At 45.6% G+C, this 16,195-nt stretch carries 15 protein-coding genes and 1 pseudogene; 6 read left to right on the top strand and 10 right to left on the bottom strand.

Annotated features, from left to right (window positions below; genetic code table 11):
- Nucleotides 1-118 precede the first annotated feature (118 nt).
- The 5 genes from VT06_RS07765 (at nt 119) to VT06_RS07785 (ending at nt 5,341) form a co-directional block, all read left to right on the top strand.
- On the top strand, nt 119-382 hold the full coding sequence (locus VT06_RS07765; RefSeq protein WP_046553731.1) for a DUF4212 domain-containing protein: 264 nt from the start codon (nt 119-121) through the stop codon (nt 380-382).
- A 5-nt stretch (nt 383-387) separates the two neighbouring features.
- Nucleotides 388-2,172, top strand: a complete 1,785-nt coding sequence (locus tag VT06_RS07770; RefSeq protein WP_046553732.1) for a sodium:solute symporter family protein — start codon at nt 388-390, stop codon at nt 2,170-2,172.
- A 105-nt stretch (nt 2,173-2,277) separates the two neighbouring features.
- Nucleotides 2,278-2,805 carry a hypothetical protein gene (locus VT06_RS07775; protein WP_046553733.1) on the top strand — a complete coding sequence of 176 codons (528 nt, stop codon included), beginning with the start codon at nt 2,278-2,280 and terminating at the stop codon, nt 2,803-2,805.
- Nucleotides 2,806-2,849: 44 nt separating this feature from the next.
- Complete coding sequence (locus VT06_RS07780; RefSeq protein WP_046553734.1) at nt 2,850-4,676, top strand: DUF294 nucleotidyltransferase-like domain-containing protein; 1,827 nt, start codon at nt 2,850-2,852, stop codon at nt 4,674-4,676.
- A gap of 2 nt (nt 4,677-4,678) precedes the next feature.
- Nucleotides 4,679-5,341 carry an exonuclease domain-containing protein gene (locus VT06_RS07785; protein WP_046553735.1) on the top strand — a complete coding sequence of 221 codons (663 nt, stop codon included), beginning with the start codon at nt 4,679-4,681 and terminating at the stop codon, nt 5,339-5,341.
- 28 nt (nt 5,342-5,369) lie between these two features.
- On the opposite strand, the gene VT06_RS07790 is transcribed toward VT06_RS07785, so the two are convergent.
- From VT06_RS07790 to VT06_RS07825, 7 genes are all read right to left on the bottom strand, one after another.
- Nucleotides 5,370-6,932: a PH domain-containing protein gene (locus VT06_RS07790; RefSeq protein WP_046553736.1), complete on the bottom strand. Its 1,563-nt coding sequence runs from the start codon at nt 6,930-6,932 to the stop codon at nt 5,370-5,372.
- Entirely contained in the window at nt 6,919-7,467 is a 549-nt protein-coding gene (locus VT06_RS07795; RefSeq protein WP_046553737.1) for a PH domain-containing protein, read from the bottom strand. The genes VT06_RS07790 and VT06_RS07795 overlap by 14 nt, the downstream gene beginning before the upstream one ends.
- A gap of 4 nt (nt 7,468-7,471) precedes the next feature.
- Nucleotides 7,472-7,954, bottom strand: a complete 483-nt coding sequence (locus VT06_RS07800; RefSeq protein ID WP_046553738.1) for a DUF1456 family protein — start codon at nt 7,952-7,954, stop codon at nt 7,472-7,474.
- Between the two features lie 75 nt (nt 7,955-8,029).
- Nucleotides 8,030-8,587, bottom strand: coding sequence for an elongation factor P (gene efp / locus VT06_RS07805; protein ID WP_046553739.1), 558 nt, complete (start codon nt 8,585-8,587; stop codon nt 8,030-8,032).
- Between the two features lie 16 nt (nt 8,588-8,603).
- The gene (gene earP / locus VT06_RS07810) at nt 8,604-9,809 is read right to left on the bottom strand and encodes an elongation factor P maturation arginine rhamnosyltransferase EarP (RefSeq protein ID WP_046553740.1); all 1,206 of its coding nucleotides are present in this window, start codon (nt 9,807-9,809) and stop codon (nt 8,604-8,606) included.
- Between the two features lie 361 nt (nt 9,810-10,170).
- On the bottom strand, nt 10,171-10,704 hold the full coding sequence (locus VT06_RS07820) for a hypothetical protein (protein WP_046553742.1): 534 nt from the start codon (nt 10,702-10,704) through the stop codon (nt 10,171-10,173).
- A gap of 19 nt (nt 10,705-10,723) precedes the next feature.
- Nucleotides 10,724-11,347 carry a LysE family translocator gene (locus tag VT06_RS07825; protein ID WP_046553743.1) on the bottom strand — a complete coding sequence of 208 codons (624 nt, stop codon included), beginning with the start codon at nt 11,345-11,347 and terminating at the stop codon, nt 10,724-10,726.
- Between the two features lie 222 nt (nt 11,348-11,569).
- Between VT06_RS07825 and VT06_RS07830 the strand changes: the two genes are divergently transcribed.
- Nucleotides 11,570-11,764, top strand: a complete 195-nt coding sequence (locus tag VT06_RS07830) for a DUF3185 family protein (protein ID WP_046553744.1) — start codon at nt 11,570-11,572, stop codon at nt 11,762-11,764.
- 112 nt (nt 11,765-11,876) lie between these two features.
- Here the strand turns inward: VT06_RS07830 and glnS are convergent, their stop codons facing one another.
- The 3 genes and pseudogenes from glnS to VT06_RS07845 form a co-directional block, all read right to left on the bottom strand.
- Nucleotides 11,877-13,538 carry a glutamine--tRNA ligase gene (gene glnS, locus VT06_RS07835; protein ID WP_046553745.1) on the bottom strand — a complete coding sequence of 554 codons (1,662 nt, stop codon included), beginning with the start codon at nt 13,536-13,538 and terminating at the stop codon, nt 11,877-11,879.
- A gap of 138 nt (nt 13,539-13,676) precedes the next feature.
- Nucleotides 13,677-15,296, bottom strand: a pseudogene (locus tag VT06_RS18600) (tryptophan halogenase family protein).
- Between the two features lie 35 nt (nt 15,297-15,331).
- The gene (locus VT06_RS07845; protein WP_046553746.1) at nt 15,332-16,120 is read right to left on the bottom strand and encodes a hypothetical protein; all 789 of its coding nucleotides are present in this window, start codon (nt 16,118-16,120) and stop codon (nt 15,332-15,334) included.
- Between the last annotated feature and the right edge of the window lie 75 nt (nt 16,121-16,195).

Raw genomic sequence — 16,195 nt, forward strand, 5'->3', positions numbered from 1 at the left:
GCAACAACCCTTACTGTCAATCTCTGAACATAAGGCTTCGACTAAAGTCGGGCTGGCGCCGCAGTTAACTACTGCTAGATTAATAAGGCTCGATAAAAATAACTAAAGGAGAAATATGATGGCGGACCATAAAAGTAACGCTCAGGCATATTGGCAAGCGAACCTTCGCTTGATCATTATCAGCTTAGCGATATGGGCTTTAGTGTCCTATGGCTTTGGTATTTTGCTGCGGCCATGGCTAGCAGGTATTGCAGTTGGAGGCACAGACCTGGGTTTCTGGTTTGCGCAACAGGGTTCTATTTTAACCTTTATCGTGTTGATCTTCTTCTATGCCTGGAGAATGAACAAGCTCGATAAGGAATTTGGCGTGGACGAGGAGTAAGCAAGATGAGTCAATTTGCAATTAACCTGATATTTGTTGGCGGCTCCTTCGCCCTCTATATCGCAATAGCAATCTGGGCACGGGCTGGCACCACTAAAGAGTTTTATGTGGCTGGTGGCGGTGTTCACCCAGTAGTAAATGGTATGGCCACGGCTGCCGACTGGATGTCAGCAGCGTCATTTATTTCTATGGCCGGCTTAATTGCCGCAGGTGGTTACGCTAATTCAACCTTTTTAATGGGCTGGACCGGTGGTTATGTGCTGCTGGCGATGTTACTCGCCCCTTATCTGCGTAAATTTGGTAAGTTTACCGTACCCGATTTTATCGGTGACCGCTTTTACAGTGTTGGCGCCCGGATGGTAGCCGTAGTCTGTCTAATCGTTGCTTCTGTTACTTATGTTATCGGCCAGATGACCGGTGCCGGGGTGGCTTTTTCACGTTTCCTCGAAGTCAGCAGCGACATGGGTCTGATTATCGCCGCGGTTATCGTGTTTTTATACGCGGTTTTGGGCGGCATGAAAGGCATTACTTACACCCAGGTGGCGCAGTATGTAGTGTTAATTATTGCTTACACCATTCCTGCAGTATTTATCTCTTTGCAATTAACCGACAACTTTTTACCACCGTTGGGGCTATTCTCTGAACATACTGAGTCAGGCATGCCACTGCTGGCCAAGCTAGATGAGGTGGTGCGTGAGCTGGGCTTCCGCGATTATACTGCCGATGTCGACAACAAATTGAACATGGTGTTATTTACCTTGTCTCTGATGATTGGTACCGCCGGTTTACCACACGTTATTATTCGCTTTTTCACTGTACCTAAGGTGGCTGATGCCCGCTGGTCTGCCGGTTGGGCCTTGGTGTTTATTGCCTTACTGTACTTAACCGCACCAGCCGTTGCCTCTATGGCTCGCTTAAACCTGATGAATACCATTTACCCGGCAGGCCCAACAGCTGACTCTATTCTGTTTGCCGAACGGCCAGACTGGATGAAAACCTGGGAAACCACCGGTTTAATTAGGTTTGAAGATAAAAACGGTGATGGACGGATCCAGTTATATAATGACAATGTTAACGATCCAAGTGCTCAGGCGTTTGCGGCTACGGCTGCAGAACGTGGTTGGAACGGCAACGAACTGGTAGTTAATAACGATATTCTGGTACTGGCGAACCCTGAAATTGCCAACTTACCAGGCTGGGTTATTGGTTTAATTGCTGCCGGTGGTTTAGCCGCAGCGTTATCCACTGCTGCTGGCTTATTGTTGGCTATCTCATCCGCTATCAGCCATGACGTCATAAAAGGCACGCTGAAACCGGACATTAGTGAGAAAGGTGAGTTAATGGCCGCCCGTATCTCGATGGGGGTAGCCATTGTGGTAGCAACCTGGCTCGGTATGAACCCACCCGGGTTTGCGGCACAAACTGTGGCATTAGCCTTCGGTATTGCTGCAGCATCAATATTTCCGGCGCTGATGATGGGCATATTCTCTAAGCGGGTAAATAGCGTAGGCGCTATTTCCGGTATGCTGGCAGGGTTAATTTCGACCTGTGTGTATATCTTCTTGTACCTGGGCTGGTTCTTTATCCCGGGCACAGCGACCTTCGCTAACGTCGAAGCTAACTGGTTATTCGGGATCTCGCCACTGTCGTTTGGTGCAGTAGGTGCGATGATTAACTTTGCTGTTGCCTTTGCGATATCGTCAGTAACTGCACCACCACCAGTTCGGATCCAAGAGCTGGTAGAGAGCGTGCGATTCCCGCGCGGCGCTGGTGAGGCGGTTGATCACTAAGTTATAATGACGATAACAGCAGCGGTTAGTTGCTGAATGTTGAAGTAGTAGCGGGCTTTCAAATGAAAGCCCGCCTTTTTTAAAAAAAATAAGCAGGAATACACTATGTTGTGGGAATTAATAGCCACTATTTTTGCTGGACTAGGTGCGGCAGGTATTGCCCTCGGAATACGTTTTATCAGCAGAAATAAAGCGCCTCGCTGGTTAATACCGGTATTTGCAGCGCTTGGTATGCTGGGCTTTCAAGTGCAAAGCGAATATAACTGGTACCAACACCAGGCTAGCTTATTACCAGAGGGAGTAGTTGTTGTACGCACGGTTGAACAACAGGCCTTTTGGCGGCCATGGAGTTATGTTTATCCACAAACATTACGTTTTATTGCCGCCGATATTGCTAATGCGGCACCTAACCAGCGTAATAACGCCATTTGGCTGGTCGACTTATACTTTTTTGAACGCCGGCTCTCGGCCAAACGGGTACCGCAAGTGGTACATTGCCAGCAACAGGCCCGAGCCGATTTCACTAAGCAATTACCTATTCCCGCACCGGGCGAAGCCATTAGTAAAGACTGGATTAAACTGGATAACAACGACCCTTTACTGTTGGCGTTGTGTCATCGCCAACCAGTGTAACATTATTTTGTTAACCTTAATTAACAACAATGAGCTGAGGTCTTATGGAAGTCGCTGAAGTTACTACTTTTTTAGCTGGCACTACGCCGTTTGACCAGCTTAAGACAACTGAACTTGCCAGCCTGGCTGAGCAAATTAGCGTCTATTATTGCCAGAATGGTGAAACCGTGCAGCTAAGTTCAGAGCGGCTGATGATTGTGCGCACGGGAATTTTTGCACTGTTTAGTGATCAGCAAACCTTATTGACCAAGCTGGAAGAAGGTGATTTTTATGGCTATCAGTTATTACTAACCGGCTTGGCAGACAATGACCAATTAGTGTGTGAAGAAGATGGTCTGGTGTATTGGTTAACTGCAGAAGCCTTTCACCAATTGCGCTATCAATATAAAAATATTGATATCTTCTTTCAGCGATTATTTAGCCGGCGTTTACACCAATATAAAGCGCAACAACAACACTCGCGCTTCACCCTTAAAGTAAGTGATGTAGTACAGGCTCGCAAAGTAGCAATAAGTGGTGAGCAAACCGTGCAACAAGCTGCCATATTAATGACGGAAAAAAGAGTATCGTCTTTGCTGGTAGAACAAGACGACCGGCTGGTCGGTATTATTACCGATCGTGATTTACGCAGTCGGGTACTTGCCGACAACTTAGCGGCACAAACCCCAGTAAATCAGGTAATGACTGCCAAGCCGCATACCATTGATAAACATGCCTACCTGTTTGAAGCGGTTCAATTGATGAGCCGGCATAATGTGCATCATTTGCCAGTGCTCGACAAACAACAGAGTTATTCCATGATCACTGCGACCGATATTATTCGCTCACAGCAAGATCACCCGGTATACCTGATAGGCGAAATACATCGGCAAACCAGTGTTGATGGCTTGGAGCATTGTGCCAGCCAGATCACCAACTTAGCTTTAACCATGGGTAAACAACAAGTGCCGGCCCACGAGGCTGGCCATATTATTACCACCATTACCGACGCATTAACCCAACGCTTAATAAAACTGGCTCAAATTGAGTTTGGCCCATCGCCATGCGTATTCAGCTGGTTGGCTTTTGGCTCACAAGGCCGGATGGATCAAAGCTTAAATGCTGATCAGGATAACGCCTTGTTGCTAGAAAAAGAGCCTGTTGGTGACGTTGCTGACTATTTTGCCGCTCTGGCCGATTTTGTTTGCCAGGGGCTGGCACGTTGCGGCATTATTTTATGTCCGGGTAACATCATGGCCTCCAATAGCGCCTTACGCTTAAGTCTGAAAGGCTGGTCAGGACAATTTGCTAAATGGGTAAACAGCCCTACCCCGGAGGCACTGCTAAAATCGAGTATCTTTTTTGATCTCAGGGTTATAGAAGGTAGCAAAGGCTTATTTAATGCATTGCAAAACGATATTCTGGCCCGTACCAATGGTAATACGTTATTCTTGTATCATTTGGCACAAACCGCATTGCAACGTACCGCGCCATTAAGCTTTTTGCGTAACTTTATTCTGGAACATGATGGTAAACAGAAAAAAGGACTTGATCTAAAAAAACGCGGTATTAGCGTAATTACCGATATCGTGCGGGTTTATGCATTATCGGCCGGTATTGCCGAAATTAATACCCGCCAGCGCTTGGTGAAATTAGCCAGCAACGGCATCATGGATGCGAAAGATACCCAGAACCTGTCTGATGCATTTGATATATTGGCGCAGTTACGTTGGGATAAGCATCAACACGATTTGACTGAAGGCCATGAAGTGAGTAATTTACTCGACCCTAAAGTGTTATCTGGCTTGCAACGCCATCAATTAAAAGACAGCCTGACCGTGATTAATGATGCCCAGTCTGCATTAAAGCATCGCTTCTGTCGGGAGATGTAAGCATGCTAGGTTGGTTACAACATAAAACCACACCGCTAAGCCACATTGTGCAAACCTTTAATCAATGCCTGCCACCAGCGGGCAATATCCGGGCAGCCGAGTGTTCATTTTTAGTTATTGATTTAGAACTCACCGGCTTAAATGCCAAGCGGGACCATATTGTCAGCCTGGGCTGGGTGCCAGTTCGCCAGCACGAAGTGGTATTAAGCGAGGCACGGCATTATTTAGTGATAAGCCCGGTTAGTGTCGGGCAAAGTGCCATATTTCATGGCTTACACGATAAAGACTTTGACGATGCCCGCGAGTTGGCTGACGTATTAACTGAATTACTACAACGCTATGCGGGCTATATTTTTGTCGCGCATCACTGCCAGCTAGACTATCGATTTTTAAACGTTGCCTGCCAGCGTATTTTTGCTAAATCGGCTAAATTCAGTTTTATCGACACCCTGAATATTGAACTTTATCGCTTACAAAAGCAGGGAATTGTCATGAAAAAAGATGCGCTGCGCCTGCCACAATGTTTAAGCCGACATAAGCTGCCGCAAAGTAATCAGCATCATGCACTGGCAGATGCCTATAGCAGCGCCTTATTACTGCTAAGCCAACTTAAACACAGCCATGCCGATATAACGTTAGCCGACTTACAACTACAAAGCCGTTAATTTGCGGCAACAAAAAAGTAGCAGTTCATTACATCCAGGCTTTGCCACTGCTTTGCAACTGAAACAAGCCATTTTCTAAAAGGTTTTTGCCCTGCTGTGCATCAATGTAAGGAATGTCTAGCGCTCCAGCAGCCAGCACCAGCTTAACAGAACATAACCCCGCGCGGCGCATCAACCAGCTTTGTTTAAACTGCACTTGCTGTAATTTGTATTTGGCAAAACAATAATAGTCGACACCAAAATACCCCCGCCGCACATAATAATAAGAGGGATCTTCAGCATAGCCATAGCGGTACCAGCGCATAACAATCAACAACGCCCAGAATATCAGGGGTACGGTACTTAGCAATGCCAGTGTGGGTAACTGTTGCATCAAGAGTATAGACGGGCCCATAACCGCTACCGGTAACCAAAACAATCCAAAACAACGCCAGATGAAGCGCCGGCTTATCGGGGTAAATACCAGGGTGCTGAGTTGATTATCCGGATAAGCCCCCGCTAACAACTGCTGAGCCTGCATTGGGGTAACCGATGGCACCATAATTTTTTGTTCAGAAGAAAATTGTTGCAGCTGGCCATTAATTTGCTCAAAACAAAGATTAACCCTACCCAAAAGCATATCAAGCCAGTCACGCTGTAGCACCACCCATTGCAATCGTGACAAGCGCATGCTGACTTCGTGTCGGGTTAACAGACCACTGCGTCTGATATAATTATCCTGCTTTTTATGCAGGGTATAGCCATAAAAAGATAACACCGAACCCAGTACTGAGAACACAGTAAACAGTAACATAATAAACAGCGTTAACGATATCGCATATAAGCCTATCACTAACCAGGATTGCTGCGCCGGGTCAAACATTGATCCAAGATCAACTCCCGCCAGCAATAGTAACTGCTGTATTTTGTCAGCAAGCTGGTTATAAAAAGGCGCGGCGATACCTAAAAATAGCAAAATACGGTTATTACTAATGCCGTGAATAATTAAATCCGTCACACTGCGGCGATTTAACAGTTGTTCATTACTCGTTACCTGAGTTATCGGAGCTGCAGCGTCAGCAGCCGTCGTTTCAACGGTTATCAGCTCAGTCTGGCGTAAAGCCAGAATTTGCTGTTTCAGTGCTTCAGCAAATGGCCGACGCAATGCCATCAGTCTGGCCTCTTGTTTAACCGAGCCGGCCGTATCCAATTGCAGACAGACAAAGTCTCCCGGCCGATAAAACAGTGGTTGTTCCAACGTAATATTCTGGATCCGGTTGAAAGGTAAATTAAGATAGGTTTTACTGAAGACACCAGAGCGGATTTCGACGGTGCCAGAGGATAATCGATATTGAAAATAGTAATATTTTAACAATGCGACTATTACAACCAATAGCATAACCCCAACAAGCAGCCCAAATGCCGGCCCGGGATTGTCTTTAATCCGGTTAAATAACAGAATAAATGGTGGTATTAAATAAACAAATTGCCCCACTACAAAGCGTGATATGGCAACAGCAAAATACAAAATAGCAATAGCAGAAACCCGCTGCCAGTCAGCTGTAGCCGCCGGCTTTAACAAAGCCAATACCGGCTCGCTATTGTTGCTCATCTTGCACCGCATCTTTATGTTGCAGTACAAACTGGCGAATGTGCTGCGCCCGTTCAAGTTCAAGGCCCGGGATCTCAAATGTGTGAAGCGTGCCACCCGCGCTAAATAGTTGCAATCTTGCCAAGCCAACCCGTCGTTCCAGTGGCCCTTGCTTTAACTCAATATGTTGCACCCGCACTACCGGTTGGGTAACCACTTTTCTGAAAAAAATTCCGCAGCTGTAACTAATATCATGTTGGCGCAAGGCAAAATGTTTATGTTTATCGGCTTGCCAAAAATAAATCGCACGCAGCAGTGTATATAATGGCAGCAAGAACAAGCCATAGTAAATACCTTGCCGTAATTCAGCCGGTAACACCAACCAGGGTTGCAGCCAAACCAGCAAAAGCAGTAGCCATAACACAGCGTATTTCGCGGCATTAATCTGTTGACGAAGAACGGAATAGCGCCGGGAGAGAGGCTCAAGCTGCAGGCTAGACAGTGTGCTCAGCTGCTCACTATTAATTTGCTGATTAGTAAAGCTGCTGTTATTCATCAGTTTATTCCGGCATATCCGCGCCGGCGACAGGCCGGTATTTCAACTGTATGCCTTTTAGAAAATGCCGTAATACCTGGTCCTGACATACTCGAAAATGTTTATGATCAGCACGGCGGAAAAAGGCACTTAATTCAGGCTTACTCAGATTGAAATCAGCCAGTGCCATCATTGCCATAATATCGTCATCTTTGAAATCCAGCGCAATCTTCAGCTTACGGAAAATAATATTATTATTCAGCCGTTGCTCTGGCTCAGGCTGCGGGCCTTCTTTACGACCACGTTTGTGTACAATAAGACCATTTAAAAACTGCGCCAAGTCGACATCGCTCATTACGCCAACATCACTATCGTCGTCTTTACTAAGCCAGCCTATCATTTGCTCCCGGCTTGGTGTTGCTCCACCCAAAGCCATAATATCGCTCATGGTACTGTTGTTGTATTCGAAGGCATACCGCAAGCGGCGTAAAACGTCATTATTAATCACAGTGCAATCCTGTTGTGGGCTATAAAACAACAAAGGGCGCAGAACGCGCCCTTTATTTCTGCTGCAAGGCTAAACTTATTTAGCGCGGCTGCGGTATTCGTCGGTACGGGTATCAATTTCAATTCTGTCACCAATTTCAACAAATGCCGGCACCATTAATTCAAAACCGGTATCCAGTTTAGCTGGCTTCATTACTTTACCCGACGTATCGCCTTTGGCCGCTGGCTCAGTATAAACAACCTCTCGTACCACAACGGTAGGTAAATCAACTGAAATTGCACGCTCGCCATAGAACACAACCGAACACTCCATGCCATCAGTCAAATAGCGCAATGCTTCAGTCATGTTTTCAGCTTCAATTTCGAATTGGTTAAACTCGGAATCCATAAATACGTACATCGGATCAGAGAAGTAAGAATAAGTCACTTCTTTGGTTTCCAGCAGCACTTGTTCAAACTTGTCATCAGCTCGGTATACCGTTTCCATACCCTGAGCATTAAGCAAGTTTTTCATTTTCATTTTAACCACGGCAGAGTTACGACCGGATTTGTTAAACTCGGCCTTTAAAATTACCATTGGTTCTGTGCCAACCATAATTACCTGGCCAGCACGCAGTTCTTGGGCTGTTTTCATCATTATTGAAATATCTTCATTGTTGGGAAAAATTGGGCGTTATTATAAATTTTTTTTTAGCAAAGTGCACGAGGTTGCTGGCAAGATCTCCATTTGCTAGTAATTGCTGCTGCCAAAGCCGGTTATGCTCGGCAAGCTGTGGCAAAATGCCATAGAAATTGCGCCAACTGACCTCAAGTTCAGCATTGGTGTTCCAGTTATAATAAAACTGCTGTACGACCTTCGCAAGTGGTATTGGCATTGCCTGGCAATAGCGATGAATAAATGCCTGTAACTTTAGCAGATGGGCATTTTCCTGCTGCCGGTAAATTTGCCAGACAAAAGGCCGCCCGGCCCAATGTGCACGGATAATTGAATCCTCACCTCTGACAAAATTCAAATCACAAGCGGCTAACAATAAGTCATAGTCTGGTTGCGCTAAAAAGGGTATGGTTTTTAGCGTCAGCGTACCCAGTTGCACCGGAGCACCGCTTTGCAATGCCGGATAGTACTGACTTAGCGTTACTGCCAGCTCACCATGCGGGATAACGCACAATATTCTGCCCGGCAACTTTTGCCACTGTTGTAGTAAGCTATTAAATTGATCATGGCTATAGGCAAACATCGACACTTTAAACTGATAATCGCTAGCCGACACACCGAGTTTTTGCCAAAAAGCTTGCTGTGCCGCATCATCGGCCATAAATGTGGTTAGCCGCTGCTGCAAATTTTGCTCGTACAGTAAGCCACCGGTTTTAGTAGTAAATCCCGGGAAAAAGAAATATTTGTTAAGTGCCAGTTGTGGCTGCGGTGATGCTACACCATGACAGCCCTCAACCCATTGTTCAGCCGATAAATACTCCAGGTTTAACCAAAGTGGTGCCGGCTGTTGGCGGGCCATCTGTTGCTGATAAGCCAGCGGCACCGAACACGCCAAGGCTTCGATCACTACTGTCGCAGGCGGCAATTCATCCCAGTTAACGGCAGCATGCCACAGATGCACATCCACTCCCTGCAGTTGCTGCTGTGGGCAGTCAAGGCAAACTTGCGGGCAAATTCGTTGAAAACTGGCTAAATCATCGACCCATAAGCGTACAGAAACACCCTGCTCTGCCACTAACTGCCGACTCAAGCGCCAACAAATGCCGATATCACCAAAATTATCCACCACAGAGCAAAAAATTTCCCATAACGCTGCAGGGCCAGTAGTAGAAACGTGTAAATGAGCAGCTGAAGTAACCATTAAAACACCATGCGCACGACAATTCCCAACGCAATGCGCAGAAACAGCCAGATTATAACGATAAATAACCCCGTAACCAGCCATGCCAGCAGACACGAAAAGAGATAGCGTATCCGAAACTGTAGTCTGCTCCAAAAATCATTAGCGCCAGTGTCCGCTGTCGGCTGACCGAACAGTATAATCAGCAGCATAATATTAAGAAAAAAAGCAAAAGTGAGTAAAGTAGTTAATTGCCAACGCTGACTTAATGCCACTGGCGCCAAAAAAATTAAATAACCCTGCATGCAAAGACTAAACACGGTCAGTAACAGCCACAACGGTTGCAGAGGCCTTAGTTTACGGGCAACAGCATAATAAAACATTAGCATTTGTCAGCCCCTCCCTGTCGTAAGGTTGCCGGAAAAATCGGTAATATACCGGATTCACCAGCCATATCGCCTACCAGCCAAATTTCACTAAAGGGATGCTGCTTAGGCAGATTTAGTTTATCAAGATGCGACAGCACATCCTGACCAGTCCATAACGGATTAGCATTGCGGATAACCAGCCATACATTGGCACTTTCATAGTGTTTTTCAGCTTTACTGCTAATAATGCGGTTGAGTGCGGTTAATAACCTATGAGCCGGAGGTGCACGCAGCAACGCCATTAACTCACGGTGCGTTTCAGCGCTTAACGTCCTGCCCAAAATTTGCATAGCTTCAACTTCACTGCCATACAGGTGGGCAATTTCCAAATCGAGTTTAGTGTCTTCATAATAACAAGACACATCTGGCCGTGCCGGCTCGTTATGCCAGATATGTTGCATTTTTATACCAGACCGCTGCTGATACAGCCGCATAAATATACGGGCTGCTTCATGCTCAAGTTTTACTTTTTCTTCTGCGCCATTCATCGGTATTACCTTAACCGTCTCAATTTGCTGCTGTAAAATAATAACGCCAGATTTCTGTTATTACCGGCAGCACTGATAATAGTAAGATCAATCCCATGCAACTATTAAAAATACGCTGAAATAGCGGCTTAGTAAGTACTTTTCGTAACGTAGCACCAAACACTAACCACATGCCAACACAGGGAAACGCCACCAATAAAAATGCCAGCGTAATCATTATCACCTGATACCAATACACGCCAGTAACCGACGTAAAGGCGGCTACCGCGCCTGATGCCATTATCCAGGCTTTGCCGTTTACCCATTGAAACAACGCTGCCTGAATAAAACTTAATGGCTTACTTTTACCAGTAGCAATCGTTTCTGGCCGGGCCGAAGCAATGTGCCATGCCAGCCATACCAAGTAAACTGTACCGATTATTTTTATTAATTGATGTAAATGTGGATAACGGTCAAATACCACGCCAAAGCCTAAACCAACCAGTAACACCATTAATGGAAAACCCAGACAGATACCGAGCCAGTGTGGCACACTTTTCCTGATGCCATAGTTTACGCCAGATGACATGATCATCACATTATTAGGACCCGGTGTTACGGTCGTTGAAAAGGCGAAAAACAATACTGCTAAAAACAACTCCATACTTAACCTCAGATATGCAAACAACAAAAAACAAAAAACATGCAGAATAATAACAGAGTCGTTTATCCTACAATGCAATTTATATAGGTTTAATTCTCAGTTAAGGCTGCACATTAGCATGCAGTTTCACCATTATTTTACTTTTGCAGACATATTATAACGTGCTGATTTGCTTTCACTAAATTATTAGCTAGACTGGTTAGGATAACAAAGGAGAACGTTATGAATAAAATTATTGGTTTAGCATTATTAGTTGTGGGTGCGGTACTACTTTATTTTGGTTTCAACGCTTATAACTCTACCGCGTCAGAAGTGACAGAGTTAGTTACCGGCAGCCCAACAGACAATGCCGTCTGGTATTTGGTGGCGGGTGGTCTGGCAGCGATTATTGGTCTGGGTGTATTACTTAAAAAATAAACGATTACATTGTGCTTAATAGCCGTAAATTAACTACACTACCAGGTAAAGTAAAAAACATAGTAGTCGCCTTTACTTTACCCGGTAGCGTCAATTCGCTATAAGTTAGAGTTTACTCTTCCGTTTTACCCCAAGTATCACGCAGTGCTACTGTACGATTGAAAACCAGTTTCGCCGCAGCAGAGTCGCGGTCAGCACAGTAATACCCTTCCCGCTCAAATTGATATGCTTGTTGCGCTATTGCCCCTTGTAATGAAGGCTCAGCGTAACCCTGTTTTATCACCAATGATTGCGGATTTATTACCGTTAAAAAATCAGCTTCAGCCGCCGGATTTGCCACACTAAATAACCGGTCGTATACCCTAAACTCAGCAGGCATTGCATGAGTAGCTTCAACCCAGTGGATTACCCCGCGCACTTTACGGCCATCAGCCGGGTTTTCACCCAGTGTTTCTGGCAAATAACTACATTTTAGCTCTAGAATATTACCTGCTTCATCCTTAATTACTTCATCAGCATGTATCACATAGGCATTACGTAAACGTACATCGCTGTTAAGCACCAAGCGCTTATATTTTTTATTGGCCTCTTCCCGAAAATCAGCACGGTCGATATACACCACCGGGCCAAAGGGCAGTTTACGGCTGCCCATCGTCTCATCTTTAGGATGATTTGGCGCATCCAACCACTCTATAGTCGCAGGATGGTTGGTAATAGTCACTTTAAGTGGGTCTAAAACAGCCATGGCTCTTGGTGCCGCAGAATCTAAATCTTCACGAATACAGGCTTCTAAGGCACTCATTTCAATAACATTGTCTTGCTTAGTCACACCAATACGTTTAGCAAATTCGCGAATGGCCGCCGCGGTATAACCACGCCGGCGCAAACCGGCAATAGTAGGCATACGTGGATCGTCCCAACCGCTAACGGTTTGTTGTTCCACCAGAGTTTGCAGTTTACGTTTGCTCATTACTGCAAATTCCAGATTTAAGCGAGAAAACTCAATCTGTTGCGGGTGGCAGGCAATACTAATATTAGTTAAGATCCAATCATATAAACGTCGGTTATCCTGAAATTCCAGCGTACAAAGTGAATGAGTAATGCCTTCCAGTGCGTCCGATATACAGTGGGTAAAATCATACATCGGGTAAATACACCACTTATCGCCGGTTTGATGGTGATGAGCAAATTTCACCCGATAAATAACCGGATCGCGCATACACATAAAGCTCGAAGCCATATCAATTTTAAGCCGCAACGAGCATTCACCCTCTTTGAAGCAGCCAGCACGCATTTTCGCAAACAACGCCAGATTTTCCTCAACGGCGGTGTCACGCGTTGGGCTATTTTTACCTGGTTGAGTTAAATTGCCACGGTATTCACGCATTTGTTCTGCATTTAAAAAGCATACATAAGCCAGACTTTTTGAAATCAGCTCTACGGCAAAATCATGCAATGCGTCAAAATAGTCAGAAGAATAGCGTATGTCACCACTCCATTTAAAACCTAACCAATTTACGTCCTGAGCAATCGAATTAACAAAGTCGATATTTTCTTTTTCAGGATTGGTATCGTCAAAGCGAAGATTACACTGCCCCTGGTAATCTTCAGCAATACCGAAATTTAAACAAATAGATTTAGCATGGCCAATATGCAAAAAACCATTCGGCTCGGGTGGAAAACGCGTTTGCACCGCGCTATGTTTGCCGCTAACCAGATCGGCATCGATAATCTGCCGGATAAAATTTGTTGGGCGATGTTCAACGTCCGCCATAATATTAATTGTCCTTGTTAAATCAGATAAAAAGAGCCTTAATGGCCGGCATTATAACACTGCTAATGGCAGTAGCTATTGCCGGCATGGAAAAAAGCGGTATGTACTGGCTATGACTCTTAGTGGCGGGCGCTATACTTAGCCTGCGGGTCGGTAAGCCGTTGGGTATTGTGCCATGCCCAGTACCCGGTTTAGCCAGATGGCATGAGATGGCAACTTTTGTCTGGCCATTTGTAATCGCTGGATAATTGCCGGATGCACGCCGGTTGGCGGACGATCTACGCCATACCGGTGTTGGCACTCCTCTTCTAAAAAGTCCATCCCATATAAAATACACTCATAACTTTCATGGTTCCATAAACTGCTGGTATCCGTTGCCGGCCGGTTATCTGCGGATAAGCTATAACTGCTAACGGTGGCCATTCCGGGGTACCATTGATCCTGAAAATCGTGGGCACTGGGTGGTTTAATCCGCAAGTAAGCCAGTTTTGCTTTTAGTCGTTCGGTGATCCGCTCTGGCTTTTGCACTTCGCGCCAAAATGCGGTATCTGAACGTTTTGTCATACAGTAATGCATATTAATAAAATCAAGAATTTCATAAAACCGGTTTGCCATTAACCGGTTATGCCGACCAGCAAACACCGCCATATCCTCGTCATCATAAGGAAAGTGCTCTGCCAGTAGCGCAGCGCCCAGATCACTTAATTATAAGCCAGTTGATTCCAACGGTTCAATAAACCCGCCCGACAAGCCTATTGCCACACAATTACCACGCCAGTTTCCCTGGCGCCGGCCCACTTTAAAATCAACCACTCTGGCCTTCAGATGTTCAGTACCCGGCCCCTGATAGGCACGCATTTCCTGCTCGGCCTGTTCCACGCTAATAAACTGACTGGAGTGGACATAACCGACAGAGCGCTGATTTTGCATTGGTATATCCCAAATCCAGCCAGCAGAAAGCGCGGTTGCCGTGGTATAGGGCCTGACCATGCCAGGATAAAACTTATCATATGGCAGATGCATGGTAATGGCCCTGTCACATAACAGCCACTGTGAGCAGTCTTCAAAACCCACACCTAGCTGCTCTTCAATTAACTTTGCCTTAAACCCGGTGCAGTCGACAAACAAATCCGCCGTTAAACGCTGCTGCTGATCAGTTGTTACCGCTACAATGCGATCAGAGCCCTGCATTTCAATGTCGGTTAAATTTGCCAGTCTGTGCACCACCCCGCGTGCGGTGGAAAAGTCGCGCAGGTAATCAGCAAATTTCTGGGCATTCATATGATAGGCATAATTTAAATGGGAACCCATATCCCATTTTCCGAGCATTAACGGCGCTAGCCCCATTTCGCAAATAATAGGTTGGGCGGAGCAGGTTTCCATAAATGGAATACTGCGGTCGCTCTTTAGCCAGTCGCTGCCGGCTCTGTCGATAGGTTGCACCCGCATACTGGTAAAGGGATGATGGTAAAAACTATTATCGTTTTGAACACAGTTACAGTATTTAATTGATTGCTTAAAAGTGGCGTCAGTCGCTTTCATAAACTCCAGCTCATCTATCCCTACTACTGTCAGTAAATGGCGCATAGAGGGAATGGTTGCCTCGCCGACCAAAATCCTTGGAATATCCGGTGATTCCAGTAGTTCAATCAGCACGTTTTGCTCAGTACCTTGTTTGTTCAGTGCACCATTGAGGTAAGCTGCCGTCATCCAGCCGGCTGAACCACCACCGACAATCAGCACTTTACGTTTTCGCATTGCGCGCTCCACCTTACTTTTCTTATTATGTTTTTTTAAAAGTAACCGAGTAAACGCCGTAAGCCCGGCGCAGCATATTCAACCAATTGCTTTTGCATATCTGGTAATACCAACGGCAACTCTACTTTTTGTCCGGCCAGGTTTTCACGATAGGTACCGCTTTGCTCTTTGTCTGACCCTGCCAGAATCCGCTCTCGCCAGTCGGAAGACAATTCAGCTAACCCCAAAGGCTGCAATAAATCAGTAAAATAGGCTTCTGCTTGCGGTGTATCCAGTTCTTTCAGGTGCTTAATTACGTCCTCATATCTTACCAATTTGCCACCGGTGCCGAGCCAGGCGACCGCATTATGGGTATAAATTTCATGCAGGGTCGGCGCTTTCTGGTAAATGCCAAAAATCATCATATTTAGCATTTGCTCGATTGAAACTTTGCCGCCTTTTAAATGATCCATCGAGCCCTGAAAAGTATCAGACAGAAAAAAACGGGCGCGGGCCAGCACCCAGTCATAGGGGTCACGCACTATCACAATTTGCCTGACATTCTTCAGGGCGATTGCTGAGCTGTCAGAGAACAATAAATGGCCCCAGCTGAGTTTTGGTTGTGCAGTACTGAATGCCGCCAGATGCTGTTGCAAAATAGGGATCTGAATAAACTGCTGATCATATTGCTGGGCTACCGGCACAAACATTCTGAAAATATTTTTCAGCAAATGAGTGCCACATTTTGGAACAGAATTCAGAAATACCGGCTGCTTCAGCTCAGCTTGCTGAAAATTAGCATTAATGCTGTTTAACGTATCGGGTTTAGCACGGATGGTCGGCATGGTTCTCTCTTTATATTTCTTGTATTTCTTGTATTTCTTGTTACAGATACCCATCATAAAAAGGCGGGCACAGCT

Source organism: Arsukibacterium sp. MJ3, from assembly GCF_000987765.1.
In the GTDB taxonomy this organism is placed as follows: Bacteria; Pseudomonadota; Gammaproteobacteria; order Enterobacterales; family Alteromonadaceae; genus Alishewanella.

Bases quoted from the DNA above. Each gene is read 5' to 3' on its own strand.
- VT06_RS07775 (WP_046553733.1), top strand. From the start codon at position 2,278: ATGTTGTGGGAATTAATAGCCACTATTTTTGCTGGACTAGGTGCGGCA.
- VT06_RS07790 (WP_046553736.1), bottom strand. From the start codon at position 6,932: ATGAGCAACAATAGCGAGCCGGTATTGGCTTTGTTAAAGCCGGCGGCT.
- VT06_RS07780 (WP_046553734.1), top strand. From the start codon at position 2,850: ATGGAAGTCGCTGAAGTTACTACTTTTTTAGCTGGCACTACGCCGTTT.
- VT06_RS07845 (WP_046553746.1), bottom strand. From the start codon at position 16,120: ATGCCGACCATCCGTGCTAAACCCGATACGTTAAACAGCATTAATGCT.
- earP (WP_046553740.1), bottom strand. From the start codon at position 9,809: ATGGTTACTTCAGCTGCTCATTTACACGTTTCTACTACTGGCCCTGCA.
- VT06_RS07765 (WP_046553731.1), top strand. From the start codon at position 119: ATGGCGGACCATAAAAGTAACGCTCAGGCATATTGGCAAGCGAACCTT.
- VT06_RS07770 (WP_046553732.1), top strand. From the start codon at position 388: ATGAGTCAATTTGCAATTAACCTGATATTTGTTGGCGGCTCCTTCGCC.
- VT06_RS07785 (WP_046553735.1), top strand. From the start codon at position 4,679: ATGCTAGGTTGGTTACAACATAAAACCACACCGCTAAGCCACATTGTG.
- VT06_RS07830 (WP_046553744.1), top strand. From the start codon at position 11,570: ATGAATAAAATTATTGGTTTAGCATTATTAGTTGTGGGTGCGGTACTA.
- glnS (WP_046553745.1), bottom strand. From the start codon at position 13,538: ATGGCGGACGTTGAACATCGCCCAACAAATTTTATCCGGCAGATTATC.
- VT06_RS07795 (WP_046553737.1), bottom strand. From the start codon at position 7,467: ATGAATAACAGCAGCTTTACTAATCAGCAAATTAATAGTGAGCAGCTG.
- efp (WP_046553739.1), bottom strand. From the start codon at position 8,587: ATGAAAACAGCCCAAGAACTGCGTGCTGGCCAGGTAATTATGGTTGGC.
- VT06_RS07820 (WP_046553742.1), bottom strand. From the start codon at position 10,704: ATGAATGGCGCAGAAGAAAAAGTAAAACTTGAGCATGAAGCAGCCCGT.
- VT06_RS07825 (WP_046553743.1), bottom strand. From the start codon at position 11,347: ATGGAGTTGTTTTTAGCAGTATTGTTTTTCGCCTTTTCAACGACCGTA.